Annotated in this window: 26 protein-coding genes and 1 other RNA gene; 10 read left to right on the plus strand and 17 right to left on the minus strand. The window is 65.7% G+C overall.

The window, feature by feature from the left end:
- Positions 1 to 71: 71 nt before the first annotated feature.
- The gene (locus ACN0SE_RS08075) at positions 72 to 1,889 is read right to left on the minus strand and encodes an extracellular solute-binding protein (protein ID WP_417524004.1); all 1,818 of its coding nucleotides are present in this window, start codon (positions 1,887 to 1,889) and stop codon (positions 72 to 74) included.
- Positions 1,890 to 2,230: 341 nt separating this feature from the next.
- Between ACN0SE_RS08075 and ACN0SE_RS08080 the strand changes: the two genes are divergently transcribed.
- Entirely contained in the window at positions 2,231 to 3,004 is a 774-nt protein-coding gene (locus ACN0SE_RS08080; RefSeq protein ID WP_417524005.1) for a 3-hydroxybutyrate dehydrogenase, read from the plus strand.
- A 108-nt stretch (positions 3,005 to 3,112) separates the two neighbouring features.
- Positions 3,113 to 4,153 carry a patatin-like phospholipase family protein gene (locus ACN0SE_RS08085; protein WP_417524006.1) on the plus strand — a complete coding sequence of 347 codons (1,041 nt, stop codon included), beginning with the start codon at positions 3,113 to 3,115 and terminating at the stop codon, positions 4,151 to 4,153.
- 54 nt (positions 4,154 to 4,207) lie between these two features.
- Here the strand turns inward: ACN0SE_RS08085 and ACN0SE_RS08090 are convergent, their stop codons facing one another.
- From ACN0SE_RS08090 to ACN0SE_RS08130, 9 genes are all read right to left on the minus strand, one after another.
- Entirely contained in the window at positions 4,208 to 4,429 is a 222-nt protein-coding gene (locus tag ACN0SE_RS08090; protein ID WP_417524007.1) for a ribbon-helix-helix domain-containing protein, read from the minus strand.
- 171 nt (positions 4,430 to 4,600) lie between these two features.
- The gene (locus tag ACN0SE_RS08095; protein ID WP_417524008.1) at positions 4,601 to 4,813 is read right to left on the minus strand and encodes a DUF4169 family protein; all 213 of its coding nucleotides are present in this window, start codon (positions 4,811 to 4,813) and stop codon (positions 4,601 to 4,603) included.
- Positions 4,814 to 4,922: 109 nt separating this feature from the next.
- Positions 4,923 to 6,314, minus strand: coding sequence for a class II fumarate hydratase (gene fumC, locus ACN0SE_RS08100; protein ID WP_417524009.1), 1,392 nt, complete (start codon positions 6,312 to 6,314; stop codon positions 4,923 to 4,925).
- A 197-nt stretch (positions 6,315 to 6,511) separates the two neighbouring features.
- Complete coding sequence (locus ACN0SE_RS08105; protein ID WP_417524010.1) at positions 6,512 to 6,985, minus strand: SspB family protein; 474 nt, start codon at positions 6,983 to 6,985, stop codon at positions 6,512 to 6,514.
- Positions 6,986 to 7,059: 74 nt separating this feature from the next.
- A complete protein-coding gene (chrA, locus tag ACN0SE_RS08110; protein WP_417524011.1) occupies positions 7,060 to 8,316 on the minus strand; it encodes a chromate efflux transporter in 1,257 nt (418 codons plus the stop codon).
- A complete protein-coding gene (locus tag ACN0SE_RS08115; RefSeq protein ID WP_417524012.1) occupies positions 8,313 to 9,143 on the minus strand; it encodes a chromate resistance protein ChrB domain-containing protein in 831 nt (276 codons plus the stop codon). The genes chrA and ACN0SE_RS08115 overlap by 4 nt, the downstream gene beginning before the upstream one ends.
- A gap of 904 nt (positions 9,144 to 10,047) precedes the next feature.
- Positions 10,048 to 10,398, minus strand: a transfer-messenger RNA (tmRNA) gene (gene ssrA, locus ACN0SE_RS08120).
- Positions 10,391 to 11,251 (minus strand): DMT family transporter, encoded by an 861-nt coding sequence (locus ACN0SE_RS08125; protein WP_417524013.1) that lies wholly within the window; start codon positions 11,249 to 11,251, stop codon positions 10,391 to 10,393. Before ACN0SE_RS08125 ends, ssrA begins: the two co-directional genes overlap by 8 nt.
- A gap of 262 nt (positions 11,252 to 11,513) precedes the next feature.
- A complete protein-coding gene (locus ACN0SE_RS08130) occupies positions 11,514 to 12,824 on the minus strand; it encodes an HlyC/CorC family transporter (RefSeq protein WP_417524014.1) in 1,311 nt (436 codons plus the stop codon).
- Between the two features lie 176 nt (positions 12,825 to 13,000).
- Here ACN0SE_RS08130 and ACN0SE_RS08135 point away from each other — a divergent pair, with 176 nt between their 5' ends.
- Entirely contained in the window at positions 13,001 to 13,273 is a 273-nt protein-coding gene (locus ACN0SE_RS08135) for a hypothetical protein (protein WP_417524015.1), read from the plus strand.
- Positions 13,274 to 13,329: 56 nt separating this feature from the next.
- On the opposite strand, the gene ACN0SE_RS08140 is transcribed toward ACN0SE_RS08135, so the two are convergent.
- The 3 genes from ACN0SE_RS08140 to ACN0SE_RS08150 are packed head-to-tail and all read right to left on the minus strand — an operon-like array spanning position 13,330 to position 15,967.
- Complete coding sequence (locus tag ACN0SE_RS08140; protein WP_417524016.1) at positions 13,330 to 14,253, minus strand: site-specific tyrosine recombinase XerD; 924 nt, start codon at positions 14,251 to 14,253, stop codon at positions 13,330 to 13,332.
- 6 nt (positions 14,254 to 14,259) lie between these two features.
- Complete coding sequence (locus tag ACN0SE_RS08145; RefSeq protein ID WP_417524017.1) at positions 14,260 to 15,828, minus strand: hypothetical protein; 1,569 nt, start codon at positions 15,826 to 15,828, stop codon at positions 14,260 to 14,262.
- Positions 15,818 to 15,967, minus strand: coding sequence for a hypothetical protein (locus ACN0SE_RS08150; protein WP_417524018.1), 150 nt, complete (start codon positions 15,965 to 15,967; stop codon positions 15,818 to 15,820). Before ACN0SE_RS08150 ends, ACN0SE_RS08145 begins: the two co-directional genes overlap by 11 nt.
- Positions 15,968 to 16,109: 142 nt before the next feature.
- Between ACN0SE_RS08150 and ACN0SE_RS08155 the strand changes: the two genes are divergently transcribed.
- Positions 16,110 to 16,655, plus strand: coding sequence for a shikimate kinase (locus ACN0SE_RS08155; RefSeq protein WP_417524019.1), 546 nt, complete (start codon positions 16,110 to 16,112; stop codon positions 16,653 to 16,655).
- Positions 16,655 to 17,767: a 3-dehydroquinate synthase gene (aroB, locus tag ACN0SE_RS08160; protein WP_417524020.1), complete on the plus strand. Its 1,113-nt coding sequence runs from the start codon at positions 16,655 to 16,657 to the stop codon at positions 17,765 to 17,767. Before ACN0SE_RS08155 ends, aroB begins: the two co-directional genes overlap by 1 nt.
- Positions 17,768 to 17,872: 105 nt before the next feature.
- Here the strand turns inward: aroB and ACN0SE_RS08165 are convergent, their stop codons facing one another.
- Positions 17,873 to 18,529, minus strand: coding sequence for a DUF1638 domain-containing protein (locus tag ACN0SE_RS08165; RefSeq protein WP_417524021.1), 657 nt, complete (start codon positions 18,527 to 18,529; stop codon positions 17,873 to 17,875).
- Positions 18,526 to 19,227: a corrinoid protein gene (locus tag ACN0SE_RS08170; protein WP_417524022.1), complete on the minus strand. Its 702-nt coding sequence runs from the start codon at positions 19,225 to 19,227 to the stop codon at positions 18,526 to 18,528. Before ACN0SE_RS08170 ends, ACN0SE_RS08165 begins: the two co-directional genes overlap by 4 nt.
- A 178-nt stretch (positions 19,228 to 19,405) precedes the next feature.
- On the opposite strand from ACN0SE_RS08170, the gene ACN0SE_RS08175 reads away from it, so the two are divergent.
- The gene (locus ACN0SE_RS08175; RefSeq protein WP_417524023.1) at positions 19,406 to 20,491 is read left to right on the plus strand and encodes a PA0069 family radical SAM protein; all 1,086 of its coding nucleotides are present in this window, start codon (positions 19,406 to 19,408) and stop codon (positions 20,489 to 20,491) included.
- A gap of 117 nt (positions 20,492 to 20,608) precedes the next feature.
- Here the strand turns inward: ACN0SE_RS08175 and bmt are convergent, their stop codons facing one another.
- Together bmt and ACN0SE_RS08185 are read right to left on the minus strand one after the other, a co-directional pair.
- On the minus strand, positions 20,609 to 21,625 hold the full coding sequence (bmt, locus tag ACN0SE_RS08180; RefSeq protein WP_417524024.1) for a betaine--homocysteine S-methyltransferase: 1,017 nt from the start codon (positions 21,623 to 21,625) through the stop codon (positions 20,609 to 20,611).
- Between the two features lie 320 nt (positions 21,626 to 21,945).
- Complete coding sequence (locus ACN0SE_RS08185; RefSeq protein WP_417524025.1) at positions 21,946 to 22,263, minus strand: DUF1476 domain-containing protein; 318 nt, start codon at positions 22,261 to 22,263, stop codon at positions 21,946 to 21,948.
- A 161-nt stretch (positions 22,264 to 22,424) separates the two neighbouring features.
- Between ACN0SE_RS08185 and purC the strand changes: the two genes are divergently transcribed.
- The 4 genes from purC (at position 22,425) to ACN0SE_RS08205 (ending at position 26,068) form a co-directional block, all read left to right on the plus strand.
- Positions 22,425 to 23,186 (plus strand): phosphoribosylaminoimidazolesuccinocarboxamide synthase, encoded by a 762-nt coding sequence (gene purC, locus ACN0SE_RS08190; protein WP_417524026.1) that lies wholly within the window; start codon positions 22,425 to 22,427, stop codon positions 23,184 to 23,186.
- A gap of 94 nt (positions 23,187 to 23,280) precedes the next feature.
- A complete protein-coding gene (gene purS, locus ACN0SE_RS08195; protein ID WP_417524027.1) occupies positions 23,281 to 23,511 on the plus strand; it encodes a phosphoribosylformylglycinamidine synthase subunit PurS in 231 nt (76 codons plus the stop codon).
- Positions 23,512 to 23,556: 45 nt separating this feature from the next.
- Positions 23,557 to 24,231, plus strand: a complete 675-nt coding sequence (gene purQ, locus ACN0SE_RS08200) for a phosphoribosylformylglycinamidine synthase subunit PurQ (RefSeq protein WP_417524028.1) — start codon at positions 23,557 to 23,559, stop codon at positions 24,229 to 24,231.
- 52 nt (positions 24,232 to 24,283) lie between these two features.
- Positions 24,284 to 26,068: a sensor histidine kinase gene (locus tag ACN0SE_RS08205; protein WP_417524029.1), complete on the plus strand. Its 1,785-nt coding sequence runs from the start codon at positions 24,284 to 24,286 to the stop codon at positions 26,066 to 26,068.
- Positions 26,069 to 26,092: the final 24 nt, after the last annotated feature.

Genomic DNA, 26,092 nt, shown 5'->3' on the forward strand with positions numbered 1-26,092 from the left:
ACGACGGCCTTGACCGGAGAGCAGGCGGCCAGCAGGCCGCATGCCAGGATCAGGGTGATGGTGCGCAAGCGTCAGTCCTCTTCATACCACCAGACGTCGGGCTGCCAGCCGATCCAGTCGCCGTACATCGGGATGGCGTCCGGGTACTTGAGTTCCTTGACGTGTGCAATCCGGCTTATGTTGAACTGGTAGATCGGGATCACGTAGCGCCCGGTGGTCAGCACCCGGTCGAGCGCCCGCACCGAAGCGAGGAACTCGTCGCGGCTTTGCGAGTTGACCAACCGGTCGATCATCGCCTCGGCCGCCGGAGAGTTCATCCCCATCCAGTTCTTGGTGCCCGGCGCTTCGACACCCTCGGCCCCCCAGTAGAGCCGCTGTTCGTTGCCGGGGCTGAGCGAGACACCGACCCGGTAATAGGTCATGTCGAAGTCGTAGTCGTTGGTGCGGTCCTTGTACTGGGCGCTGTCGACAACCGTGACCTGCGGGCTGATGCCAAGCCGCTCCAGCGCCTGGGTGTAGATGTCGATCATCGACTGCTCTTCGCTCGAACCCTGGCTGAGCAGGATCTCGAAGGTGAAGGGCTGGCCTTGGGCGTTCTTCATCACCCCGTCCTGCACCGTCCAGCCGGCCTGCTCGAACAGGTCCATCGCAAGCGCGATGTTCTTGCGGTTGCGGGCCGAGCCATCGGCCACGGGCAGGGCGTAACCTTCGAGCGCGCCGGGCAGCAGCTCGTCCTTGAAGGGTTCGAGGAATTCGGCCACCAGTCCCTCGGCCGGGCCGTCCTGCATCGCCAGCACCGAGTTCGAGAAATACGAGGTGATGCGCGGCTGTTCGCCACCGGTCAGGGTCTCGTTGATGTATTCGAAGTTGAAGGCGTGGATCAGCGCGTCGCGCACCCGCCAGTCGTCGAAGATCTCGCGCCGTGTGTTCATCACGAAACCGGTGATGCCGGAGGGGCGCTGGTGCGGGATCACCGACTTGATCACGTCGCCGCGCTGCACGGCGGGGAAATCATACTGGCTGTCCCACTTGCCGCCGTTGAACTCACGGTTGGTGTTGACCTCGCCGGCCTTGAAGGCCTCGAAGGCGACCGAACCGTCGCCGTAGAACTCCATCCGCAGTTCATCGATCACGTTTGTGCCGCGCCGGAAGGGCAGGTCCTTGCCCCAGTAATCCGGATTGCGCTTGAGCGAGACGTAGCGCCCGGCCTCGAAATCGTCGATCACGTAGGGCGCGGTGGAAATCGGGATATTGTCGAGCCCGGACTTGGTGAAATCCTTGCCCTCCCACTGTGCCTTTTTCAGGATCGGCCGCATGCCGACCAGCAGCGCCAGCTCGCGGTCATCGTCGTCGAAGGTGAAGCGGATCTTGCGCGGGCCGGTCTGCTCCATGCTCTCGATCTTCTTCCACAGACCGTGATAGCGCGGGTGCCCGTCGGTGCCGAGGATCTCGTAGGACCACATCACGTCCTCGACGGTGACCGGGCTGCCATCGGAAAACCGGGCCTCTTCGCGCAGGGTGAACTCGGCCCATTCACGATTCGGCCCGACCTCGATTGATTCGGCCAGAAGCCCGTAAAGCGAGAAAGGTTCGTCGTAACTGCGGCCCATCAGGCTCTCGTAGGCAAGAAAGCGCAATTGCCAGGGAACCGAGCCCTTGGCGATATGCGGGTTGAGGCTGTCGAAGCCGCCGGTCTCGCCGGTCACCATGCGCCCGCCGGTGGGCGCATCGGGGTTGGCATAGGGCAGATGCGCAAAATCTGGGGGCAGGGCCGGGTCTCCATACATAGCTATGCCATGTCTGGGCTCGGCCGAGACGAATCCCGCAGCGGCGATCAGGGCCGCCGCGGCCCCCGAGAGTGCGAGAGAACGGAAAAAATCTGGACGCATTTTGGCAACAATCTCCCCGATGCCTTATATTATTGGACTTGAACCGTAGCGGGGGATTTCCGCCTTTTCAAACTTTTAGCTTGGATACCGGCGCGAGATTGCTTATAACAAGGGCACTGCTCGATAGGTTTCTTGCCTGTATGAAACCTGCCTCAATAACTTAACCCCGGCTTCGTGCCGGGGTTTTTTTCTGTCCAAGGCTCAGGCAGACCTGCCTGATAGAGCGGACAGAGCGCGCTGCCAAGCCCTCTTCCTGCGTCGCCTTCCAACCCCTTGGCCTTTTGCAGGTGCAGCGATTAGGCTGCGTCGCAGAATCAACGGCATCACGGGGAACCTGGATCATGACGCTCAAGGGCAAGACGGCAGTAATCACCGGATCGAATTCGGGCATCGGGCTGGGCGTGGCCCGGGAACTGGCGCGGGCCGGCGCCGACGTGGTGCTGAACTCCTTCACCGACCGCGACGAGGATCACGCCCTGGCACGCGAGATCGGCGAGGAATTCGGCGTCAACGCGCGCTACATCAAGGCCGACATGTCCAAGGGCGACGAGTGCCGGGCGCTGATCGAACAGGCCGGCAGCTGCGACATCCTGGTGAATAACGCCGGCATCCAGCACGTGGCCCCGATCGACGAGTTCCCGGTCGAGAAATGGGACGCGATCATCGCGATCAACATGTCCTCGGCCTTTCACACAACCTCCGCCGCGCTGCCCTTGATGCGCAAGGCCGGCTGGGGCCGGGTGATCAATATCGCCTCGGCCCATGGTCTGACCGCCTCGCCCTACAAGTCGGCCTATGTGACCGCCAAGCACGGGGTCGTCGGCATGACCAAGACCGTGGCGCTGGAATGCGCCCGCGAAGCCATCACCTGCAACGCGATCTGCCCGGGCTATGTGCTGACGCCGCTGGTCGAAAGCCAGATCCCCGACACTGCCAAGAAATACGGCATGACCGAGGAAGAGGCCAAGCAGAAGGTCATCCTCGAACGGCAGCCGTCGAAGGAATTTGCCACCACCGAGCAGATCGGTGGTACGGCGGTCTTCCTCTGTTCCGACGCGGCGGCGCAGATCACCGGCACGACGATCAGCGTCGACGGCGGCTGGACCGCGCTCTGAGCCGGGCCTCGGCGCCCTTGGGCTGGCCGGGCTGTGGGGGCTTTGCCCCCCGGCCTGTGGCCGCCCCCCAAGGGTATTTTTGAACAGAAGAAGTAAAGGGGGTGGCGCGTGCCACAGACCGTGCGCATCAATCTGGCCCTGCAGGGCGGCGGCGCGCATGGCGCCTTTACCTGGGGGGTGCTGGACCGGCTGCTCGAGGAGGACTGGATCGAGATCGCCGGCATCTCCGGCACCTCGGCCGGGGCGCTGAATGGTGCGGCGCTGAAATCGGGCTGGGTGGCCAGTGGCCGCGAGGGCGCGCGGGAGAGCCTGCAGGCGCTCTGGGGCGAGGTCAGCGGGCTGCGTGACCTGCGAATCCCCGCCTGGATCGAGCAGTTCTTCCCCGATCCGTTTTTTGTTGCGCGGGCGATCGAGTTCTCGCCGGCCTTTGCCTTTGCCGACACCCTGAGCCGCGCGGTCTCGCCTTATGCCTATGGGCCGTTCTACCAGAACCCGCTGGAGCGGGTGGTGGGCCACTTCGATTATGGCCGGGTCTGTGCCGAGGGTCAGGGGCCCGAGCTGCATATCTGCGCCACCCGGGTGCGCGACGGCAAGGTGCAGGTCTTTACCGGCGATGCCATCAATACCGATGTGATCCTCGCCTCGGCCTGCCTGCCGACGCTGTTTCAGGCGGTGGAGATCGAACAGACGGACGGCAGCACCGAGGCCTATTGGGACGGCGGCTATACCGGCAACCCGGCGCTCTTTCCGCTGTTTGACCCGGCGCTGCCCGACGACATCGTGATCATCAACATCAACCCGCTGGAGCGCCGCGAGGTGCCGCGAAGCGCCCAGGACATCCAGAACCGGATCAACGAGATCAGCTTCAATTCCTCGCTCCTGCGCGAGCTGCGGGCGATCGATTTCGTGCAGCGGCTGATCGCGCGGGGCAAGGTGGAAGAGGGCAGCATGAAGAACGCCCGCATCCACATGATTGCCGACGACGCGTTGATGAACGATCTCAGCGTTGCCACCAAGCTGGTGCCGCTGGCCTCGGTCATCGGCCAGTTGCATGACGCCGGCGCCGCGGCGACCGACCGGTTTCTCGACGCCCATGGCGCGGACCTGGGCCGGCGTCAGAGCCTGTCGCTGCGCGAGATGTTTGCCTGAGGACCGTCGGGCTAGTCGTTGAAATGACGGGGCAATCGCCTGCGGGCGCGAGGTCTAGGCGGCGTTGCGGTAGTGGCGCAGCACATAGAGGCGGATCGCCGAGGCGAGGCCGCAGTCGGTGCCACGCTCTTCATCGATCTCGGCGGCCAGCGCGTTGATCGCACGGCCCTTTTCGTCGGCGATGTCGCGAAAGGCACGCCAGAAATCATCCTCCAGAGAGACCGACGTGCGGTGGCCCCGCAACGTCAACGATCGTTTTTTCGGCCGTCCGTTCATGACGAGCATCCCCCAGCGGCAGGCCGCAGCAAAACATGGTGATTTCCGGCCAGAACACCTGTGACGCCCCGTGGGCGGCAAACTTGAGCGATGTTTATCAGAAGGTTCTGGCAGAAACCTTAACTTCGTGCGGCACGCAGTCTACGCATATCCGACGAGTTCTACAAAACTTTAAGGCGATTTCGTGTCATCTTTGGCACTTGATGAGGGCATTTCCAGCTCGGCCTGGTCGAGCTGCCGGCGCATGCGCTCGGCGGCCTGAGCCTCGGCCTGTTTCTGCCCGGAGGTGCGGCCGAATTTCACCGCGTTTTCCGAGGCTTGTGCCGTCTTCTTCTGGCGCGCCTGTTGCTTGCGCGCGGTCCTGAGGTTGATGATCCGGGCCATGGTCCGCCTGTTCTGCCATGCAAAATCCTATCAAGACCACGACATAGGTCAAGAAAAACGCCCGGCAACGGGGGACCGTGCCGGGCGTCCGAGTGTCAGTAGGCCGAGGTTACTTGGGGCCGACCATGTCCTCGGGGCGCACCACGCGCTCGAAGGTTTCCTCGTCGACGAAGCCCAGCTTGATGGCCTCTTCCTTCAGCGTGGTCTTGTTCTTGTGCGCGGTCTTGGCCACTGTGGTGGCATTGTCGTAGCCGATCTCCGGGGCCAGCGCCGTCACCAGCATCAGGCTTTCGCGCATCAGCTTTTCGATGCGGTCGCGGTCGGCCTGCAGACCCACCACCAGATTGTCGGTGAAGGCCGAGGCGGCGTCGCCCAGAAGCTGCATGGATTGCAGCACGTTGTAGGCCATCATCGGCTTGTAGACGTTGAGCTCGAAGTGGCCCTGCGAGCCGGCGAAACCCACCGCCGCGTCATTGCCGAAGACATGCGCACAGACCTGGGTCAGCGCCTCGCATTGCGTCGGGTTGACCTTGCCCGGCATGATCGAGCTGCCCGGCTCGTTCTCGGGCAGTATCAGCTCGCCCAACCCGCAGCGCGGGCCGGAGCCCAGCAGGCGGATGTCGTTGGCGATCTTGAACAGCGAGGCGGCCACGACCTTGAGCTGGCCGGAAATTTCGACCATGGCGTCATGGGCGGCCAGCGCCTCGAACTTGTTGGGGGCGGTGACGAAGGGCAGGCCGGTGATCTCGGCCATGTTGGCGGCGACCTTCTCGCCCCAGCCTTCGGGGGTGTTCAGCCCGGTGCCGACGGCGGTGCCGCCCTGCGCCAGTTCGTAGACCCGGCCGAGGCCGTCCTTGACCCGCTGGATGGCCATGGCGATCTGATGGGTGTAGCCGCCGAATTCCTGAGAAAGCGTCAGTGGCGTCGCGTCCTGGGTGTGGGTGCGGCCGATCTTGATGATGCCGTCGAATTCCTCGACCTTCTTCTGCATGGCGGCATGCAGCTTTTCGAGCCCCGGGAGCAGCACGTCATGCGCGGTCATCGCGGTGGCGATATGCATGGCGGTTGGGAACGTGTCGTTCGAGCTCTGCCCCATGTTGCAGTGATCGTTCGGGTGCACCGGGTCCTTGGAGCCGAGCTGGCCGCCGAGGATCTCGATGGCGCGGTTGCCGATCACCTCGTTGGAATTCATGTTCGACTGGGTGCCCGAGCCGGTCTGCCAGACCACCAGCGGGAAGTTGTCGTCGAACTTGCCTTCATAGACCTCGCCGGCGGCCTGAATGATCGCATCGGCGATGCGACCGTCGAGCTTGCCCAGATCCTTGTTGGCCATGGCGCAGGCCTTCTTGATGACCCCGAGCGCGCGGACGATGGCGATGGGCTGCTTTTCCCAGCCGATCGGGAAATTCTGGATCGAACGCTGGGTCTGGGCGCCCCAGTACTTGTCCGCCGGGACTTCCAGCGGGCCGAAGCTGTCGGTTTCTGTGCGGGTTTCGGTCATCGGGACACTCCTTGACGGTTTGCCCCTCAATAGCGGGTTCGACGCGGAGTTCAATAATGTATACTGCGGAATACCGTAACCTTCGACGTTAACATCGAAGGAAATCGACCGAGTTGGCCGTGAGGCCCCGGATCGAGTCCGGGGCAGGCCCCGGATCAGGTCCGGGGCAGCGTTGTCGATATCTCGAAGGGCAGCGACTACTTGCGGAAGGAATCGAGGCTGACAACCTCGGCGTCATGCTTGTCGCCGGGCGCATCGCCGTCGTCGTCGGGGGTGTCATCCTCTTCGCCAAGCGCGGCGAGCGGCTGCTCGTCGTCTTCCTGGGTCTCGAAGCGCAGACCGAATTCGACCGAGGGATCGACGAAGGTCTTGATCGCGTCGTAGGGGATGTAGAGCGGCTCTGGCGCGTCGCCGAAATTCAGCGTCACCGAGAAGCCGTCTTCGCCGACATCGAGGTTTTCATACCAGTGCTGCATCACCACCGTCATGTCGGTGGGGTAGCGGTCGGTCAGCCATTGCGCCAACTCGACATCCGCATGGGTGGTGTCGAAGGTAATGAAGAAGTGGTGATCGCCGGGCAGCCCGTGTTCTGCCACATCCTCAAGCACTTCGCGGATGAGGCCCCGCATGGCGCGGTGCATGAGATTGCCGTAGTCGATGCTGGTCTTCATTGAAGTTCCCCGGAGTTCTTCTTCGGATCATACGGGATTCGAGACGAAACAAAAGGGGCTCGGGCCGGGCTTTGTCACATTCCCGTCACCCAGCCCAGTGCCACCGCTGCAAGCGCTGTGACAAGCAGCGTCAGAGGCACCGATCGCTTGAGGCCGAAGAGCAGGACCGCGGCGAAACCGGTCAGCAGAAGGGCCACCGGATCGAGGCTGGCGGGCACCGGCAGGGTCAGGCTGACCGGGCCTCTGGCCAGGGTCACGCTGGTGGTGAAGAGCACCCCGATGGCGAACCAGACCGAGAGGTTGGCGATCACGCCGACCACCGCCGCCGTCACCGCCGAAAGCGCCGCGCCGATGCGGGGCCGGGCGGTGATCTGCTCGAGATACGGCGCGCCGGCAAAGATCCACAGGAAACACGGCGTGAAGGTCATCCAGAGCGTCAGCGCCCCGGCCAGCACAAAGCCGCCCCAGCCGCTGTCGTTGAAGCCGGCAAGGTGGCCTACGAATTGCGTCACCAGGATCAGCGGGCCCGGCGTGGTTTCGGCGAGGCCCAGCGCGTCGATCATCTCGGCGGTGGTGATCCAGCCCTGCGCCTGCACCACCTCCTGCGTCATGTAGGCCAGCACGGCGTAGGCGCCGCCGAAGGTCACCAGCGCCAGCTTGCCGAAGAAGAGCGCGAGGTCGAGCAGAAAGGGCATGTTGAGCGCCCAGAGCACCACCAGCGGCAGCAGCCAGAGCCCGCCCCAGAGCGGCACCGCCAGCCAGGGCGCCTTGCCGTGGCGCGGCGGCAGCTCGGTGGTCTCGGGCACCCGCGCCCTCAGCGCGCCCACCAGAGCGGCCAGCGCGATGATCAGCGGAAACGGCAGCTGCAGGGCAAAGAGCGCCACGAAAGCCGCCACCGCCAGCGCCAGGTCGCCCCGGCCCTTGAGCGCTTTCTTCGACAGACGGAACAGCGCCTGGGCGACGATGACGATCACCGTCGCCTTGACGCCCAGGAACAGCGTCTGCACCAGCGGCACCGCGCCGTAGCTGATGTAGATCGCCGCCAGAGCGGTGATCACGACGGCCCCGGGCAGGACAAAGAGCAGCCCGGCCAGCAGCCCGCCAAAGGTGCCGCGCAGCCGCCAGCCGGCATATGTGGCCAGCTGCATCGCCTCTGGCCCCGGCAACATCATGCAGAAGCTGAGCGCGCGCAAAAACTGCTCTTCGGTCAGCCACTTGCGGTCGTCGACCAGCTCGCGGTGCATGACGGCGATCTGCGCCGCCGGGCCGCCGAATGACAGAAGCCCGATCCGCCCGAAGGCGGTGAGCAGTTCGGATGTAGTCGGGGTCATGCCTTGCCTGCCTCTTGCGCCCGCGCTGCGGGCCAGTCGTGGCCCTCGTCATAGCCATCCCGCGCCCAGCGGTACAGGGCATCATAAAGCGGCAGGCCTGCCGCCAACTGTGCCTGATCATTGCGAAACTGCCGTGACAGCCCGACCGAGAGCGCCAGCAGCCCGGCGGCGGCCGGGTGCAGATCGTGCCGATTGGTGTCGGCGGCCCGGACCACCAGGGCCATGCGCTGCAGAGGTTCGGAGGTGAGGGTGAATTCCTCGAGCATGGTGTCGAAGGTGCAGGCGGCGCCCCGATGGCTCCAGAAGGTGCCCTCGACGTCAAAGGGCGTGGCGCCGAAGCGCTCGGCGACGCCCGCGACTTCCTCGGGAGCAACGTAGAGAAAGCGGGCGTCGCGGTCGACAAAGCGGCGGATCAGCCAGGGGCAGGCGATGCGGTCGATCTTGGGCCGGTGCCGGGTGACCCAGAGGGTGGCGCCGTTGACCGGGGCGGGCAAGGCGGCGAGCGGGATGCGCTGGGTCTCGGGGCTGTCGCGCCAGGCGTACATGCCGCCCGAGAGGTATTCGGCCTCGCACCCCTCCGAGGCGAGCCAGGCCGCGATGCCCTGGCTGAGCTTGCGGCCTTTCTGACAGACGATGACGGCGCGCTTGTTCTGCAGCCTCTCGGCGAGGCCGGTGAGGTCGGCGTGACTGTGACGGGAAGCGCCGGGGATCAGGTAGGGATCGTCGGCCACGTCCTCTGGCAGGCAGATGTCGATAATCTCCGGGCAGTCGGGCGTGCCGATCAGACGGTTGAGCTGGGGGACAGTGATCTCGTTCGGGGCAGGCATGGTGCATCCTTTCGGGCCGGGCGAACCGGCGGCTGGGATGCGACTTTGGGCCTGGGCCTCACGGGGCAGTCGCGATTCGGGCCCCATGGCGGGATGGTGCGCGGTTGGGGTGGGGGATGTCAAATGGTGGGGTGGTGCGGGGTGCGGCATAGTTCTTATGTCCTGGCGCGGAATCAAGGCCGTCAGGCCGCCGCGCCATCGCCGACCCGCCCCCCGGGGCGGCGATTTGGTTTCCGTAAGCGCGCCGTACTGATCTCCTTCGGATTTGACTGGGATAAAGCGCTGTCGAAGGGCGGTTGGATCGCCACCCCGCGGGTCGGCGATGTCGCGGCTCGAGGGCTTTGGTTGGTGAGGAGGTCCCGGATCGGGGTCCGGGACGACGCCGGGTTTGTGTCCCTACGCGGAAACAAGGCCGTCAGGCCGCCGCGCCATCGTCATGCCAGAGGCACGCCTCCGGCATGACCCGCCCCCCGGGGCGTCGATTTGTCTGCCACAAGCGCGTCGCTCGGAGCACCTTCGGATTTGGCTGGGATAAAGCGCTGTCGAACGGAGGTTGGATCGCCACCCCGCGGGCCGGCGATGTCGTGGAACGGGAGCTTTGACCGGCAATGAGGTCCCGGATCAGGTCCGGGACGCCGTGGGACTTGTGTCCTCGCGCGGAACAAGGCCGCAGGCCGCCGCGCCATCGTCATGCCAGAGGCATGCCTCCGGCATGACCCGCCCCCCGGGGCGGCGATTGGGTTACCCTAGGCGCGCCGTTCTGATCTCTTCCGGATTTGGCTGGGATAAAGCGCCGTCGAACGAATGTCGGATCGCCACCCCGCGGGTCGGCGATGTCGCGGCTTGCACGAGGCGTCACGAAAGCCGCCAGACACACCGCACCCTGTTCACCGCAAAAAGAGGAAGTGCAGGTTTCTGTTGCCAGGTACCTGCGAACCCCGCCTAGGGCTGCTAAGCTCTAGGACTTAAGATTTCGACAGTTCGGACTGCTTACGCAGCCATCGCCATCGGAGCTTTGTTGTCGTTTGCAACTAGCTTAGGTGTACCGATAACGGTGGTAACTCACCGGGACAAAGCTAACCCCTTTAGACGTTCGTCGATCCTGTTTCGGCCCCATGATCCCCAAACGAAGGATGATTGGTGGAGCCGCCGGGTACCGCCCCCGGGTCCGATCCGCTTATTACGAGCGCGTTTATGTCCATAGTCCCGAAGGACAACGCTCAATATAGGGCGGCACTCGGGGGATGTTAAGGGGTCAAAGCCCCGGACCCGGCAGGTTTCTTGCCGCGCTGGCTGCGGTAGAGCGTGTAGAGCCCCGAGGCCACGATCACCGCGCTGCCGGCCCAGGTCATCAGGTCGGGGCGTTCGCCGAAGACCAGGATGCCGAGGATCATGGCAAAGACCAGCCGCGTGTAGCGGAAGGGCACGGTGACGGCCACGGCGCCCACCCGCATCGAGGCGGTGAGGCTGGCATAGGCCAGAACGCCGATGACCACCGCCAGCGCCAGCTCGACCGAGGCGCGCGGTCCGGGCAGGGGCCCCAGACCGGTCACCGCCACCATGATCGCCCCGGCGACCACCAGCATGACAAAGCCGTAGACGCCAAGCTGGACGTTGGACATCGACGGCGGGCTGGCCCGCGTGGCCAGATCGCGCCCGGCAAAGCCCAGCATGCCCAGTACCGCAAAGATGCTGGTGGCGGTGAAGGCGTCGGTGCCGGGGCGCAAAATCATCAGCACGCCGACAAAGCCCAGCGCGATCGCCATCCAGCGCCGCCAGCCCACCACCTCGCCAAAGAAGACCACCGCGCCCAGCGCCACCACCAGCGGCGTCGCCTGCAGGATGGCCGAGACCAGCGACAGCGGCGCCAAGGCAAAGGCCAGGGTGTAGAACAACCGCCCCAGCACCTCCGAGGCCGAGCGCAGCAGCAGAGGTCGGGTAAAGATCGCCGGGTGAAAGAGTGGCTCTTTGCGCAGCCGCGCCCAGATCAGGAAGACCGCCATGCCGCCTAGGCCGAAGACCATGAGCGCCAGCCCGACGCTGACCTCCTGCATGGCGGATTTCAGGAACATGTCCTCGACGGCGAAACAGGCCATCGCGACGGTCATCAGAAGGGGGCCGTTTCGCAGCATGGGGCAGGGTCCGGGACAGGGTCTCGAGGACCTTGCACGGCGGGGCCGGGCGGTCAATCCGTTCTCGCCGTCCTGTGCGCCGTCGCCCGGGGCGAAGCGCGCAGAAGCCCCGCCGCTCGCAGCGGCAGGGTCTTTGTCAGACAGCGCCTCCCGTGGCTCAGGCGGCCTGCGCCGCCGCCAGCCGGGCGCGCAGCGCGGCGGGTACCAGCTGCAGTGCCTTCGGACGCCCCAGGCGCTGTCAGGTCAGGGGACGGATCTTGAGCCGGGTGACGCGGTTGTCCTTGCGGCCTGTGACCTCGAACCGGAAGCCGTGGAACGAGAAGACCTGGCCCACCGCCGGAATGATCTGCGCTTCGTGGATGACGAGGCCGGCGACGGTGTTGGCCTCCAGATCGGGCAGGTTCCAGTCGGTGGCGCGGTTGAGGTCGCGGATCGTCATGGCGCCGTCGACGTGGTAATGGCCGTCCTCGCCGCGGCGCACGGTATGTTCGGCGTCGGGGTCGAATTCATCGGTGATCTCGCCGACGATCTCTTCGAGGATGTCCTCGAGCGTGATCAGACCTTCGAGCGAGCCGTATTCATCCACCACCAGCGCAAAATGGGTGCGGCGGCGCAGGAACTGGCGCATCTGGTCGTCGAGCGAGGTGGTGTCGGGCACGAAGTAGGGCTTCATCGCCACGGTGGTGATGTCGAAGCTTTCGAGCACGCCGTTCTGTTCCGCGGTGCCGTCGACCAGCTTGTTCATCGCGCGCAGCAGGTCCTTGGCGTGGATCACGCCGATGATGTTCTCGGGGTCGTTCTTGAACACCGGCAGACGGGTGTGACGGCTCTCGAGGCACTGCGTCAGGATATCGCGCGGCGGGGTGTCGGCGTCGATCATCTCGATGCCCGAGCGGTGCAGCATGATCTCCTCGACAGTGCGCTCAGACAGGTCGAGCGCGCCGAGGATGCGGTCGCGGTCCTCCTTCTGCACCACGCCCTCGGAATGGCCCAGATGCAGCGCGCCGGCGATTTCCTCGCGCACGGCAAGGATGTGGCTGTCGGGGTCGGTCTTGACGCCGAACAGGCTGAGGATGCCGCGCACCAGCAGGCGCACCGCGCTTACCACCGGCGAGAACACCCGGATCACGATGGCAATCGGCGCCGCGACGATGGCGGCGGCGCGTTCGGCATTGGTGATGGCAAAGGTCTTGGGCAGCACCTCGGCAAAGATCAACACCAGCAGCGTCATGATCAGCGTCGCCATCGCCACGCCGCTTTCACCAAACAGCCGGGTAAAGAGCGCCGTCGCCAGCGAGGTGGCAAGGATGTTGACCAGGTTGTTGCCCAGCAGGACCGAGCCGATCAGCCGCTCGTTGTCCTCGGTGATCTTGAGCGCCCGGTCGGCGCCGCGGTTGCCCTTGTCGGCCTGCGCCCGCAGCTTGCCGCGAGAGGCAGCGGTCAGCGCGGTTTCCGAGCCGGAGAAGAAACCGGAGAGCACGAGAAGCAGCAGGATGGCCGAGGAAGTTATCCAGAAGGCGCCGTCAAGCAGGCTGGGCGAGGGGTCCATGTCGTCTTTCTTTCGGTTGATTTGCGCAGGTTATGGGGTGGGACGGGCCTGTAATCAAGGGACGCCCGGCAGCCCATGGCCGAAGCGGGCGCAAAGGCCGCGGTCGCCGCATCTAGCCAATTAGGAAAAATTACGAACTCGTGTTAAGGTAGGCCTTATTGTGAGAGGAGAACATTATGAAAAAACTGCTTCTGACCGCGGTCTCAGTGATCGCATTGGCGGGGACTGCCACCGCCGGTATCGGCAACGGCAAGGGTGTCGACAAGGGCAACAAGAATGGCTGGGAAAGCTCCGGCGGCGGGTATGTCGGCAAGGTGCCGCCCGGTCTGAATGTCAGCGGTGACAATGGCCGCGTCGATAACGGCGGCGGCAATGGCGGTGAAAACCTCGAGGGCAACACGCCCAATAGAAACGGCGAAGACGGCAGCGGGGACGACGATCCGAACTGAGGCCCGCTTCCAGCCAAACAAGGACGGCCCGCTTTGCGGTCCGTTATTTTGCAGCCTCAGTCCCGCGCCAGCGGGTGATGCTCCAGCACCAGTTCCCGCAGCCGTTCTTCCAGCACATGGGTGTAGATCTCGGTCGTGGCGACATCGGCATGGCCCAGCAGGGTCTGGATCGCGCGCAGGTCGGCGCCGTTCTGCAGCAGGTGGGTGGCAAAGGCATGGCGCAGGGTGTGCGGCGTGATGTCGGCGGGCGAGAGGCCGGCATCCACCGCCAGGCTCTTGATCAGATTGAAGAACCAGTGCCGCGTCAGGTGCCCGGCCTTGCCGCGCGAGGGAAAGAGGAAGGGCGAGGGCGGCTTGCCCTTGAGCCGCGCGGCCTCTTCCGCCGCGTCGCGGATCGCCAGCCAGGCGGTCAGCGCCTCGCGCGCCGGCGGTGACAACGGCACCATGCGTTCCTTGCCGCCCTTGCCGCGCACCAGGATCAGGCGGGGATCGCCGCGCACCGCCGCCACGGGCAAAGAGACCAGCTCGGTCACCCGCAGCCCGGTGGCATAGAGCACCTGCATCAGGCAGAGGTCGCGGGCGCGGTCGGCGGGATTGCGGCCATGGGTCTCGGCGGCCTGCAGCAGGCGCTCGACATCGTCGATCGACAGCGTCTTGGGCAGGCGCTTTTCCTTGCCCGGCCCGGCGATCTGGATCGCCGGATTGTCCATCCGCCAGCCTTCCTCGAAACCGAAGCGATAGAGCTGCTTGATCGCCGAGAGCCGCCGCGCGCGGGTCGACCGCGCCAGCCCCTGGGCCTCGCAATGCACCAGGTAGCCTTCGATGTCGTCGCGCTGCGCGGTCTCGAAGCTCTGCCCTTTGGCAGCCAGCCAGTCGGCCACGTCGCGCAGGTCGCGACCATAGGCCAGCAGGGTGTTGTGCGCCGCGCCAAGCTCGGCCGCCTGGGCTTCGAGAAAGGCGGAAATATGGGCGTGGTCCATCGCCCCTCAGCCCTCGGCCGCGAGCAGGAGCGACTGCAGCGCCGCACGGCGGGCGGTATCCTCGAGCCCCACGGCGCGGAAGGTCGACAGCGCCTCGGCCAGCGCCTTGTCATCGCCAAGATGGCCCTGATAGGCCAGCGACATGGCGCGCAGGATCACCTCGCCCAGCCGGCCGGCATTGAGCAGCGCCTGCAGATGCGCCGGCGGCGGATTGGCGAAACCCTCGGCAATGGCGCGGGCGCGCGGGCTGGGGGCGGTGGCCTCGTCCGGGCGGCCCTGGGCCAGCGCCACGGCGAATTTTTGCAACAGGCTGCGCGGCTCGATCCGGCGCGAGAGGCGTTCGTAATTGGGCGACAGCAGCGCCGCCTCCATCTGCAGGCCGGCGGCGGTGCCGGTCAGCTCGACACTGGCCAGCGTGTCGCCATAGGCCTTGGCAAAGGCGGTCAGCAGACCGGCCTCCGACATTACCGCCCAGACCTGGCGCAATGCCCTGTCGATCTTCTCGGCATCGCCTTCGCCGAGCGCCCGCTCGAAGCGTTGCACCGCCTCGGCCCGGTCCCAGACCCCGCCAGAGGCCGAGGGATCATTGGCGGTGTAGAAGGCAAAGAGCCGCTGCTCGGAAATCGCCCCGGCGCGCACCAGCCGCTCCGCCGCCTCGATCTGCGCCTTCCAGCCGCTGTCGCCGGGCAGGTCGGCATTGGCAAAGGCGCGGGGCAGGGTGTGGGTCGGCACCGGTTCGCCCATCGCCTCGTGCAGGCGGTATTCCAGCGGGCTCATCCGCAGCGAGGGCGGCGGCACCGAGACCTCTTCGGCCAGTTCGGGATCGAGGAAGGCCAAGAGCAGGTTGAACTGCGCGGGCGAGATGTCGCCCAGGGCCTCGCCGGTGATCAGCGTGGTCAGCGCCAGGTCCCAGTTGCCCGATTGCGCCAGGCAATAGACCCGGTAATCCGCGCCGGGCGCCAGATGCGGCTGCGCCGCCAGCACCTCGCAGGCGGCTACGCCGGGGCCGGCCAGCAGCGAGAGATCCAGCACCCTGGCGAACAGCGCCGGGTCGGACTTGGCATCGGTCAGCGCCAGAAGCTCGGCCGCCTGGGCAATCGCGCCCATGGCAATCAGCCGGTCGATCCGCGCCACCAGGAACTTGCCATCGGCGGGCTCCGGCGGCAGCGCCTCGGCCAGCAGCAGCGCAAACAGCAGCGACTGCATCGCCGGCTGGCCGTCGACGTTCTGGGCAATCAGCAGATCGGCCAGCTGCGCGGTGTCGCTGTTGCGCCAGAGCGTCTGCGGAAAGCCGGTGACATGCGGCGGCAGCAGGCCCACGGCATCCACCGTCGGCGCATCCAGCGGCTCGACGATGATCTCGGGGCGGGTGGCATCCTTGGTGACCGGCGGCTCGGGCTTTTGCGGCGCGAGGGCTGCGGCATCGGGCACCAGCCCGAAATCGGCGTTCTCCTGCGGTTGCCGGTCGAGCCAGTCGATCGCCGACAGCGGATCCTGCGCGGCCAGCGGCCCGGCAAGCGATCCTGCCAGCGCCAGCTGCACCAGACCGGCAAGTAAGAGGCCGTCAGCCCGCATCAAGCACCACCGGTTTGCGAATCTCCTCGGCGGGCGGCGAGAAGTCGGCGCCGAAGAACGGACCGACATATGCATAGCCTACCAGCGCGATCGCCGCGAGAACCGCGAGGTAAAAGAGGTATTTGATCAATCGGCCCATCGGGTGCTGCCTCTGCCTTGTCTTCGGGATGCCCGCTTTCGGGGTGTTTTTTTCTTCTTATATCTGGCCTTTTTTGCAAGTTCACGTCATTCACGTCCGAGATACAAACTTTTGAGCAGTTGAGGCCGAAATCGGCAAGATCATGCAGTGGCGGGTGAAGAAGACCATCGTGATGGTCGGCATGATGGGGGCCGGCAAGACGGCCGTGGGGCGCGCTCTGGCGCAGAGGCTGGGTGTGTCCTTCCTCGATTCCGATGCCGAGATCGTCGAGGCGGCCAACATGAGCATCGCCGAGATATTCGCCCGCGACGGCGAGCCGTTCTTTCGCGCCCGCGAGACCGAGGTGATCGGACGGCTGCTGGAAACCGAACGCTGCGTGCTCTCGACCGGCGGCGGCGCCTTTCTCTCGGGCACCAACCGCGAAATGATCGCCGAAAAGGGCGTGGCGGTCTGGCTCGATGCCGATCTCGACCTGCTCTGGAGCCGGGTCAGGCACAAGGACACCCGTCCGCTGCTGCGCACCGCCGATCCCTATGCCACGCTCAAGCAGCTGTTCGACGCCCGCGTGCCGCAATATGCCAAGGCCGAGGTGCGGGTGAAGGCCTGCAAATCCTATTCGATCGACCAGATGGCGCGCCGGGTGATCGAAGAGCTCGAGGCGCGCCCTGACGTGTTGGAGAAGCTGTGATGAGCGAAACGGTCCATGTGCCCCTGGGCGAGCGCGCCTACGACATCCGCATCGGCGGCGGTCTGCTGGCCCGCGCCGGTGCCGAGATCGCGCCGTTTCTGGCACGGCGCCGCGTGGCAGTGCTGACCGACGAAAACGTGGCCGCGGCGCATCTCGACGCGCTGCGCGACGGTCTGGCGGCCGAGGGCATCGAGATGGTTGCCCTGGCGCTGCCGCCCGGTGAAAGCACCAAGGCCTGGCCGCAGTTCTCTCGCGCGGTAGAATGGCTGCTGGAACAGAAGGTCGAGCGCCGCGACGTGGTGGTGGCGTTGGGCGGCGGCGTGATCGGCGATCTGGCAGGCTTCGCCGCCGCGGTGCTTCGGCGGGGCGTGCGCTTCGTGCAGGTGCCGACCTCGCTGCTGGCGCAGGTCGACAGCTCGGTCGGCGGCAAGACCGGCATCAACGCGCCGCAAGGCAAGAACCTGATCGGCGCCTTCCACCAGCCTTCGCTGGTGCTGGCCGACACCGACGTGCTCAAGACCCTGCCCGAGCGGGATTTCCTCGCCGGCTACGGCGAGGTGGTGAAATACGGGCTTTTGGGCGATGCTGCCTTCTTCGACTGGCTCGAGACCAACGGCCCTGCGATGGCCGCCGGCGACGATGCCGCCCGCATCCACGCGGTGCGCCGCTCCTGCGAGATGAAGGCCGAAATCGTGGTGCGCGACGAGACCGAGCAGGGCGACCGCGCGCTTTTGAACCTCGGCCATACCTTCTGCCACGCGCTCGAGGCCGCCACCGGCTATTCCGACAGGCTGCTGCACGGCGAAGGTGTGGCGATCGGCTGCGCCCTGGCGTTCGAGCTCTCGTCGCGGCTGGGCCTCTGCTCTCAGGAAGACCCGAGCCGCGTCCGCGCCCATATCAAGGCCATGGGCATGAAATGCGACCTGAGCGACATCCCCGGCGATCTGCCCTCGGCCGAGGCGCTGCTAGACCTCATGGGACAGGACAAGAAGGTGGTCGACGGCACCCTGCGCTTCATCCTCGCGCGCGGGATCGGCGAGGCCTTCGTCACCTCCGACGTGCCGCGCGACAAGGTTCTGGCGGTGCTGAAGGACGGACTTTCCGGGCGCTAGCGCAAAAGGCAGGGCTGCGTATTTGTGAAAGAGAAGAAGCAGAAAGAGGGGCGCACCCCCCATGTCTTCTTCTCTTTGAAAAATACGCCACGCCTCGGGTGACGGTCAGTCCGCGGCTGAAAACCTGGCGGCCTGTTCCAGTTCGACCTTCAGATCGCCGTAACCGGTGAAGCGCCGCTCGAAGGCCAGGCCGAGGCGCTCGGCGCAGGCGCGGGCCTTGTCGGTCAGGGCGGGGTCGTCGGTCTGGGCCTGGTAGACCAGCTTGTCGTAATTGCCGAAGTACATCTCACGCAACTCCGGGTGTCGGTCGAGACCCAGGGGCTGCCAGACGAAGGCGTCGAATTGCCGGACCAGGAAATCCGTCAGGTAGAAGGCGGTGAACTCCTCGCGCGCGGCAAAGGTCGCATTGCCCTCGAAGAAGCTGTAGCAATGCGGGCCCGCCACCATCTCGACCCCCATCTCGGCGCAGGCGGCCTGCAACTGCCCGCCGGTGCCGCAATCGGCATAGACCACGAAGAGCCGGTCGTAATGCGCGCGGTGTTTCGCCACCGCGGCGCGCACGGCATCGGTGATCCTGTCGGGGGTGTTGTGCAGCTTGGCCGGCAGGCAGGCGAGGTCGAGGTGATCCCAGCCGTTGGCCGCCTTGAGATCGAGGATCTCGCGCGCCAGCGCGCCGCAGGCGATCAGCAATATGCGGCCCTGACCGCGCGGCGCGAGGCCGCTTTCGGTCAGGGTCGTGTCGTTGAGACGGGTCTCGCTCACCCGGCCATCTGGTTGTGACGGCGCGCAACCAGCGTCTTGGCGGTTTCCACCGCGACCGCGGCGTCCCGGCAATAGGCATCGGCGCCGATCGCCTTGCCGAACTCCTCGTTCAGCGGCGCGCCACCGACCAGCACGATGTAATCGTCGCGGATGCCCATCTCGACCATCGTGTCGATCACCACTTTCATGTAGGGCATCGTCGTGGTCAGCAGCGCTGACATGCCGAGGATGTCGGCGCCTTCAGCCTTGGCCGCGTCAAGATAACTCTCGACCGGGTTGTTGATTCCGAGGTCGACCACTTCGAAGCCCGCACCCTCCATCATCATCGAGACAAGGTTCTTGCCGATGTCGTGGATGTCACCCTTGACGGTGCCGATCACCATCTTGCCCATGCGCGGCGCGCCGGTCTCTGCCAGCAGCGGCTTGAGGATTGCCATGCCGCCCTTCATCGCGTTGGCCGCCAGAAGCACCTCTGGAACAAAGAGAATCCCGTCGCGGAAGTCTTTGCCGACGATGGTCATGCCGCCGACCAGCGCGGTGGTGAGCACGTCGTAAGGCTGCCAGCCGCGTTCGAGCAGGATGTTCACGCCTTCCTCGATTTCCTCCCTGAGGCCATCGTAGAGGTCGTCATGCATCTGCTGGACAAGCTCTTCGTCGTCCAGTTCGGAAAGGATGATGTCGTCTTCTTCATCAGACATTGCGTGATTCCCTTGCTTGGGCCGGGAGGCCCGGTTTTTTCCAGCTATGGCCAGAATGCCGCAGCTCATGTTGGCGGATTGCGACACAGCCGGCCCTGTCACCGACGAATGCCGGGGCGGGGCGGCGGATACGCCGCGGTGAATTGCAAATGTTCTTCGTTCGTTCTAATCTGTGCCCATGGAAGAGCTGCCCCCTGACATCGACGCCCGCCAGCGGCCCGGCCGCGGCGCCAACCGCAACGAAAGCGGTCGTTTCGAGCGGCTTGCGCGGGTGGCGGCGCATGACGGCTGGGAGATCGCTGAAGAACTGCCGGTGCTGCGCACCGAGGTGCGGGAAGAGCAGGCGCGCAGCCTGATCACCTACAACCGTTCGCCCGATCTGCCGTTCGACCGGTCGATCAATCCCTACAGGGGTTGCGAGCATGGTTGCATCTACTGTTTTGCCCGGCCCAGCCATGCCTATCTGGGCCTCTCGCCCGGCCTCGATTTCGAGACCCGGCTGGTGGCGCGGCCCAATGCGCCGGAGGTCTTGCGGCGCGAGCTGCGCGCGCGGGGTTACCGCGTGGCGCCGCTGGCGATCGGCACCAATACCGATCCCTATCAACCGCTTGAGCGCGATCGCGGCATCATGCGCGCCTGTCTCGAGGTGCTGGCCCAATGCAATCATCCGGTGGCCATCGTCACCAAGGGCACGCTGGTCGAGCGTGACATCGACATCCTGGCGCCGATGGCGGCGAAAGGTCTGGCGCGGGTCGGCCTGTCGGTGACCTCGCTCGATGCCGCGCTGTCGCGCAGGATGGAGCCGCGGGTGCCGGCGCCCAAGCGGCGGCTGGCCACCATCCGACGGCTGAGCGAGGCCGGCATCCCCGTACGGCTCATGGTCTCGCCGGTGGTGCCGGCGCTCACCGATCCCGAGCTTGAGGCCATTCTCGAGGCCGGCGCCGAGGCTGGTGCCGATGCCGCGAGCTGGATCATGCTGCGGCTGCCGCGAGAGGTCTCGCCGCTCTGGCAGGCCTGGCTGGCCGAGCATTACCCCGACCGCGCCGGCCGCATCATGGCGCGGCTGCGAGAGATGCACGGCGGCAAGGATTACGACGCCCGCTGGGGCCACCGGATGCGCGGCGAGGGCGCCTATGCCGAGATCATCGCGGCGCGCTTTCGCCGCAAGGCCCGCGCGCTGGGCCTCGACCGCAAGGTCGCGCCGCTGCGCTGCGATCTCTTTGCCCGCCCGCAACAAGCGGGCGACCAGCTCACGCTGTTCTGAGCCCGTTGCCGGGAGACCGCTGTTTGCACGGGGAAGGCATGCCATGGGCGTGGCCGATCCAAGGTTGGTGATGAAAGGGGCCGGGCCGGCCGCCGTTGAGACCTGGCCCGCGCGGGCTCAGCCGCGCCGGCGCCGCCGGTTGCGGCTGGGCGCCTCGACCGCGTTCTCGCCGGAACCGTCGGTGTCGGAGCTGAAGCCGCCGATCTGCTCGACGATCTGTTCCAGCGTCGGACGCGGGCCCTTGGGACGGGTTTCCAGCGCCTTGCGCATGGCGCGCAGATGGTCGGGCATGGTGCCGCAGCAGCCGCCGATGATCCGGGCGCCGGCGTCGCGGGCCAGAACGGCGTAGTCGCCCATCAGCTCGGGCGTGCCGTCATAGTGGATGTGGCCGTCGACGTATTTCGGAATGCCGGCATTGCCCTTGGCGATCAGCGGCAGGTCGGGGCCCTGGGCGGCAAAGCTCAGGGTGGTGCGCAGCAGGTCGGAAGCTCCGGTGCCGCAGTTGGCGCCAAAGGCCAGCGGCGGGTTCGGCAGGCCCTGGGCCAGCTGCACCATGTCCGAGGCGGTGACGCCCATCATCGTGCGGCCGGCGGTGTCAAAGCTCATGGTGCCACACCAGGGCATGCCGGCCAGGGCAAAGGCCTCGGCCGCGGCACGGAATTCCTCGGGGGCAGAGATCGTCTCGACCCAGAGCACATCGGCGCCACCCGCCTTGAGCCCCTCGGCCTGCTCGTGGAACATCTCGACCGCCTCGGCATGGCTGAGCGTGCCGACGGGCTCCATGATGTCACCGGTCGGGCCGACGGAGCCCGCGACGATGACCGGACGGCCAGCGGCATCTGCCACCTCGCGGCCCAGTTCGGCGGCGATGCGGTTCAGCTCGGTCACCCGGTCCTGGGCGTTGTGCAGTTTCAGCCGCGAGGCATTGCCGCCGAAGCTGTTGGTCAGGAAGATGTCCGAACCGGCCTCGACCGCGCCGCGATAGAGCGCGCGGATTTTCTCGGGCTCGTCGACGTTCCAGAGCTCGGGCGCGTCGCCGGACATCAGGCCCATGTTGAACAGGTTGGTCCCGGTCGCGCCGTCGGCGAGAAGCCAGTCGCGGTCCTGCAGAAGCTTGCTCAGCGCGTCGGTCATGGGGAGGGCCTTCCTGTTTTTATGTCTCGGGGCAGATGCCACAGTGCGCGACTGTGCGCAAATTCATAATGTGCATGATCTTTATGAGCCCGGTGCGGGGCAGGGCGCGGCCCTGGTCCGGTTCATTCCCGCCGGAAGGCATGGCAGGACGGCACCCTTTCCCCAGCCGGGACCGGCGGTGAGGGACAACGGGCTGCGGGCTGCTTGACACCTGCAAGGCCAGCGATACTTCGCCGCAGGTCGTCAAGCAGGTCGTCAAGACGGGGGGCAAGTGGCCCTGCAGGCAGGGCCACTTGTATCACTCTCTCAACGTCAGTGTCTCAGCGGACTTCCTTGACGATCTGGCCTTTGGCCTCGATCAGCATCTCGGCCATCTTGGCGCGGATCTCGGCCTCGTCGGCCTTGCCCTTGAGGTCGGCGGCAACCTTGCGCACCACGTCCTCGTGGCCGATCTCTTCGAAATCGGCCTTGACCACCTCGAGCGCATAGGCATTGGCCTCGTCGCCGGTCTTGCCCAGAAGCCCCGCCGCCCAGAGACCGACCAGCTTGTTGCGGCGGGCCTCGGCCTTGAAGTTCATTTCCTCGTCATGGGCAAACTTGGCCTCGAAGGCGTGTTCGCGGTCGTCGAATGTGGTCATGGCGTGTCCTCTGGTGCCGAATTCTTCTTACCAGATATGCAGTCACACGGCCCGCGCCGCAAGAGCGGAGGTCCGCTTGCGACAAAGCATAGCATGGCGTAAGAGGGCGCACGCGCGGCGGGACTCGGCCCTGAGCCGCGCAAGACATGAAAGGCTGCGAGATGGCGCGTCGCAAGAAGATTTACGAAGGCAAGGCCAAGATTCTATACGAAGGCCCGGAACCCGGCACCCTGGTGCAATACTTCAAGGATGACGCCACCGCCTTCAACGCGCAGAAGAAGGACGTGGTCGACGGCAAGGGCGTTCTCAACAACCGCCTGAGCGAATTCTTCATGACCGGTCTCAACGAGATCGGCGTGCCGACCCATTTCATCAAGCGCCTCAACATGCGCGAACAGCTGGTCAAGGCCTGCGAGATCGTGCCGCTCGAGGTGATCGTGCGCAACTTTGCCGCCGGATCGATGAGCCAGCGCCTGGGCATCGAGGAAGGCACGCGGCTGCCGCGCCCAATCGTGGAATATTGCTACAAGGACGACAAGCTGGGCGATCCGCTGGTCACCGAAGAGCATATCGCCGCCTTCGGCTGGGCCAGCCCGCAGGACATGGACGACATCCTCAGCCTGGCGCTGCGGGTCAACGATTACCTGTCCGGCCTGATGTATGGCGTCGGCATCAAGCTGGTCGACTTCAAGATCGAGATCGGCCGGGTCTATGACGGTGACTTCCAGCGCCTGATCGTCGCCGACGAGATCAGCCCCGACAGCTGCCGGCTGTGGGATATCGAGACCGGCAAGAAGCTCGACAAGGATGTCTTCCGCCGCGATCTCGGCAACCTGACCGACGCCTATACCGAGGTGGCGACCCGTCTGGGCGTCATGCCGCGCAAGGCGACCCCGATGGAAAAGCCCAAGCTTATCAACTGAATGCGCCCCTGTCTTGCGGCGGATGGCGTATTTGAAAAGAGAAGAAGACCCTTGGGGTGACAATAGTCCCGGGGCGCGACAAGGACGAAGTGGCATGAAAGCACGTGTGCATGTGATGTTGAAAACCGGTGTGCTCGACCCCCAGGGCGAGGCCGTGCGCCATGCGCTTGGCGCGCTGGGGTTCGACGGCGTCGAGGGCGTGCGCCAGGGCAAGGTGATCGACCTCGATCTGGCCGAAGGCACCACCGAGGCGCAGGTCGCCGAGATGTGCGAGAAGCTGCTCGCCAACACGGTGATCGAAAGCTACCAGATCGAGATGCAGTGAGTGGCGTGAGCCATTGAAAGCGCAGAGTTTTTCAGGAGAGTTCACATGAAAGCCGCAGTCCTCGTCTTTCCGGGTTCGAATTGCGACCGCGACATGGCCAAGGCCTTCGAGGCGGTGGGCTTTGACGTCTCGATGGTCTGGCACAAGGATCACGCGCTGCCAGAGGGCGTCGACATCGTCGGCGTGCCGGGCGGGTTTTCCTATGGCGACTACCTGCGTTGCGGCGCGATTGCCGCCAATTCGCCGATCTGCCGCGAGCTGAAGGCCCATGCCGAGGCCGGCGGCTATGTCTTCGGCGTCTGCAACGGTTTCCAGGTGCTGGCCGAGACCAGGCTGCTGCCGGGCGCTCTGCTGCGCAACGCCGGGCTGAAATACATCTGCCGCACGGTGCCGCTGATCGTCGGAACCGAGGACAGTGTCTTTACGCAAGGCTATGAAAAGGGTCAGGAAATCCAGGTCCCCATCGCCCACCACGACGGCAACTATTATGCCGATGCGGCCACGCTCGACCGGCTCGAGGGCGAGGATCGCGTGGCGTTCCGCTATGGCGACGCGCCCAATGGCTCGGCCCGTGACATTGCCGGCATCCTGTCGGAAAACCGCCGCGTGCTGGGCATGATGCCGCACCCCGAGCGGGCGGCGGAAGAGGCGCATGGCAACACCGACGGCAAGCCGGTGTTCGACGCGCTGGCCGCTGCGCTGGCCCGGGTGGTCGCCTGAGATCGCGGCTCTGTTGCTTGAGCAGGCGCCGGCGGCGGCGTAGAGTCACGCAATGAAACCGCAAAGCCGCAGAAACACCCGTCCGGGCGAAAGCCTGTTGCGTCGCAGCGGCCCGCTGTCCTGGCGGGTGCGGCTGGCGCTGTTCTCGCTGTTGCTGATGGCGGTGACGACGGTCTGGTTCACCAACCGGCTGCTCACCGACCGTTTTACCGAGACCACGCGCAACCGCGCCGAGCTGCGGCTGGCGCTCTATTCCGGCAACGTGCTGTCGGAACTGCGCCGCAATTCCATCGTGCCGCAGCTGCTGGCGCGCGACCCGGCGCTGATCGGGGCGCTGAACTCGGCCGATTATTCGCAATCCACCCAGCGGCTTATCTCTTTCGTCGACGAGATCGGCGCGGCCTCTCTGATCCTGCTCGACAGCGGCGGACGGGCTGTGGCGGCGACCGACCGCAACATCTTGGGATCGACCCATCGGCAGGAATCCTATTTCATCGGCGCGCTGCGGTCGAACTCCACCGTATTCTCGACCCTCCCGCGTGAGGCTGGCGGCTTTCGCTTTGCCTACAGCCGGCGGATCGAGAGCAATGGCGAGCTGGTCGGCGTGATCGTCGTCGAGGTCGACCTGCAGAAGTTCGAACGCGCCTGGGTGGGGATCGCCGACGCGGTGCTGGTGAGCGACAGCGAAGGCGTTATCATCCTGGCGACCGAGCCGCGCTGGCGCGGGCTCAAGGAGGTCGACGCGCTGCGCCGCGAACCCGCCGACAGCGCCATCGAACGCGCCATCCGCGCCACATCGGACTGGACCCATGTGCCCGCCGATGCCTATCTCAAGGGCGAGGCGGTGATGCGGATGGAGGCGCGGATCGCCTTTCGCGGCTGGCGCATCGTCAGCTTCACGCCCTATGCCTCGGTACGCGAAAAGGTCAACGCGGTGCTGGCGCTCGAGATCATGGGCTTTGCCATGCTCTTTGCGCTGGCCTTCTACTTCCTCAGCCGCAAGACCGCGCTGCGGATGGCGCTGTTCCAACGTGAATCGGCCGAGCTGCGGGCGCTCAACACCCGCCTGCAACGCGAGATCGCCGAGCGGGAGCGGGTGCAGGAAACCCTTGCCGTGGCCGAACAGACCCTGGCGCAAAGCTCCAAGCTGGCGGCGCTTGGCGAGATGTCGGCAGCGGTGAGCCACGAGTTGAACCAGCCGCTGGCGGCGATGAAGACCTACCTCGCCGGCGCGCGCCTGCTGATCAACCGCAACCGGCCCGACGAGGCGCTGGCGTCCTTTGCCCGCGTCGACGACCTGCTCGACCGGATGGGCGCGATCACCCGCCAGCTCAAGAGCTATGCCCGCAAGGGCGGCGAGATGCTCAGCCCCGTCGACATGGGCGATTCACTCTCATCGGCGCTGGCAATGATGGAGCCTCAGCTCAAGCAGCGCCACGTCAACCTGACCCGCGTCCTGCCGCCGCAGCCGGTGCGGGTGATGGCCGATCGCGTCCGTGTCGAACAGGTGATGGTGAATTTGTTGCGAAACGCATTAGATGCCACCAAGGGTCTGCGCGACCCGCAGATCGAAGTCATCCTGTCAGGCGGCGAAACCGCCACCCTGACGGTGCGCGACAATGGCCACGGGATCGAGGATCTCGATGCGCTGTTCGAGCCGTTCTACACCACCAAGCAGCCTGGCGAAGGCGTTGGGCTTGGGCTGGCGATCTCCTCGGGGATCGTGAGCGACCTGGGGGGGCGGCTCATCGCGCGCAATGGCGAAGACAGCGGCGCTGTGTTCGAGATGCAGTTGCCGATCCTGAACGAGACCGCGGACCATCAGGCCGCGGAGTAACAGATAAAGATAAGGGCGTAAGAC

Origin of the sequence: Marinovum sp., assembly GCF_048263515.1 — a bacterium.
Taxonomy (GTDB): Bacteria; Pseudomonadota; Alphaproteobacteria; order Rhodobacterales; family Rhodobacteraceae; genus Marinovum.

What these genes read in the sequence shown, in the direction of transcription:
- ACN0SE_RS08075 (WP_417524004.1), bottom strand. Translation starts at nt 1,889, where the DNA reads ATGCGTCCAGATTTTTTCCGTTCTCTCGCACTCTCGGGGGCCGCGGCG.
- ACN0SE_RS08080 (WP_417524005.1), top strand. Translation starts at nt 2,231, where the DNA reads ATGACGCTCAAGGGCAAGACGGCAGTAATCACCGGATCGAATTCGGGC.
- ACN0SE_RS08090 (WP_417524007.1), bottom strand. Translation starts at nt 4,429, where the DNA reads ATGAACGGACGGCCGAAAAAACGATCGTTGACGTTGCGGGGCCACCGC.
- ACN0SE_RS08095 (WP_417524008.1), bottom strand. Translation starts at nt 4,813, where the DNA reads ATGGCCCGGATCATCAACCTCAGGACCGCGCGCAAGCAACAGGCGCGC.
- fumC (WP_417524009.1), bottom strand. Translation starts at nt 6,314, where the DNA reads ATGACCGAAACCCGCACAGAAACCGACAGCTTCGGCCCGCTGGAAGTC.
- ACN0SE_RS08105 (WP_417524010.1), bottom strand. Translation starts at nt 6,985, where the DNA reads ATGAAGACCAGCATCGACTACGGCAATCTCATGCACCGCGCCATGCGG.
- chrA (WP_417524011.1), bottom strand. Translation starts at nt 8,316, where the DNA reads ATGACCCCGACTACATCCGAACTGCTCACCGCCTTCGGGCGGATCGGG.
- ACN0SE_RS08115 (WP_417524012.1), bottom strand. Translation starts at nt 9,143, where the DNA reads ATGCCTGCCCCGAACGAGATCACTGTCCCCCAGCTCAACCGTCTGATC.
- ACN0SE_RS08125 (WP_417524013.1), bottom strand. Translation starts at nt 11,251, where the DNA reads ATGACCGTCGCGATGGCCTGTTTCGCCGTCGAGGACATGTTCCTGAAA.
- ACN0SE_RS08130 (WP_417524014.1), bottom strand. Translation starts at nt 12,824, where the DNA reads ATGGACCCCTCGCCCAGCCTGCTTGACGGCGCCTTCTGGATAACTTCC.
- ACN0SE_RS08135 (WP_417524015.1), top strand. Translation starts at nt 13,001, where the DNA reads ATGAAAAAACTGCTTCTGACCGCGGTCTCAGTGATCGCATTGGCGGGG.
- ACN0SE_RS08140 (WP_417524016.1), bottom strand. Translation starts at nt 14,253, where the DNA reads ATGGACCACGCCCATATTTCCGCCTTTCTCGAAGCCCAGGCGGCCGAG.
- ACN0SE_RS08145 (WP_417524017.1), bottom strand. Translation starts at nt 15,828, where the DNA reads ATGCGGGCTGACGGCCTCTTACTTGCCGGTCTGGTGCAGCTGGCGCTG.
- ACN0SE_RS08150 (WP_417524018.1), bottom strand. Translation starts at nt 15,967, where the DNA reads ATGGGCCGATTGATCAAATACCTCTTTTACCTCGCGGTTCTCGCGGCG.
- ACN0SE_RS08155 (WP_417524019.1), top strand. Translation starts at nt 16,110, where the DNA reads ATGCAGTGGCGGGTGAAGAAGACCATCGTGATGGTCGGCATGATGGGG.
- aroB (WP_417524020.1), top strand. Translation starts at nt 16,655, where the DNA reads ATGAGCGAAACGGTCCATGTGCCCCTGGGCGAGCGCGCCTACGACATC.
- ACN0SE_RS08170 (WP_417524022.1), bottom strand. Translation starts at nt 19,227, where the DNA reads ATGTCTGATGAAGAAGACGACATCATCCTTTCCGAACTGGACGACGAA.
- ACN0SE_RS08175 (WP_417524023.1), top strand. Translation starts at nt 19,406, where the DNA reads ATGGAAGAGCTGCCCCCTGACATCGACGCCCGCCAGCGGCCCGGCCGC.
- bmt (WP_417524024.1), bottom strand. Translation starts at nt 21,625, where the DNA reads ATGACCGACGCGCTGAGCAAGCTTCTGCAGGACCGCGACTGGCTTCTC.
- ACN0SE_RS08185 (WP_417524025.1), bottom strand. Translation starts at nt 22,263, where the DNA reads ATGACCACATTCGACGACCGCGAACACGCCTTCGAGGCCAAGTTTGCC.
- purC (WP_417524026.1), top strand. Translation starts at nt 22,425, where the DNA reads ATGGCGCGTCGCAAGAAGATTTACGAAGGCAAGGCCAAGATTCTATAC.
- purS (WP_417524027.1), top strand. Translation starts at nt 23,281, where the DNA reads ATGAAAGCACGTGTGCATGTGATGTTGAAAACCGGTGTGCTCGACCCC.
- purQ (WP_417524028.1), top strand. Translation starts at nt 23,557, where the DNA reads ATGAAAGCCGCAGTCCTCGTCTTTCCGGGTTCGAATTGCGACCGCGAC.
- ACN0SE_RS08205 (WP_417524029.1), top strand. Translation starts at nt 24,284, where the DNA reads ATGAAACCGCAAAGCCGCAGAAACACCCGTCCGGGCGAAAGCCTGTTG.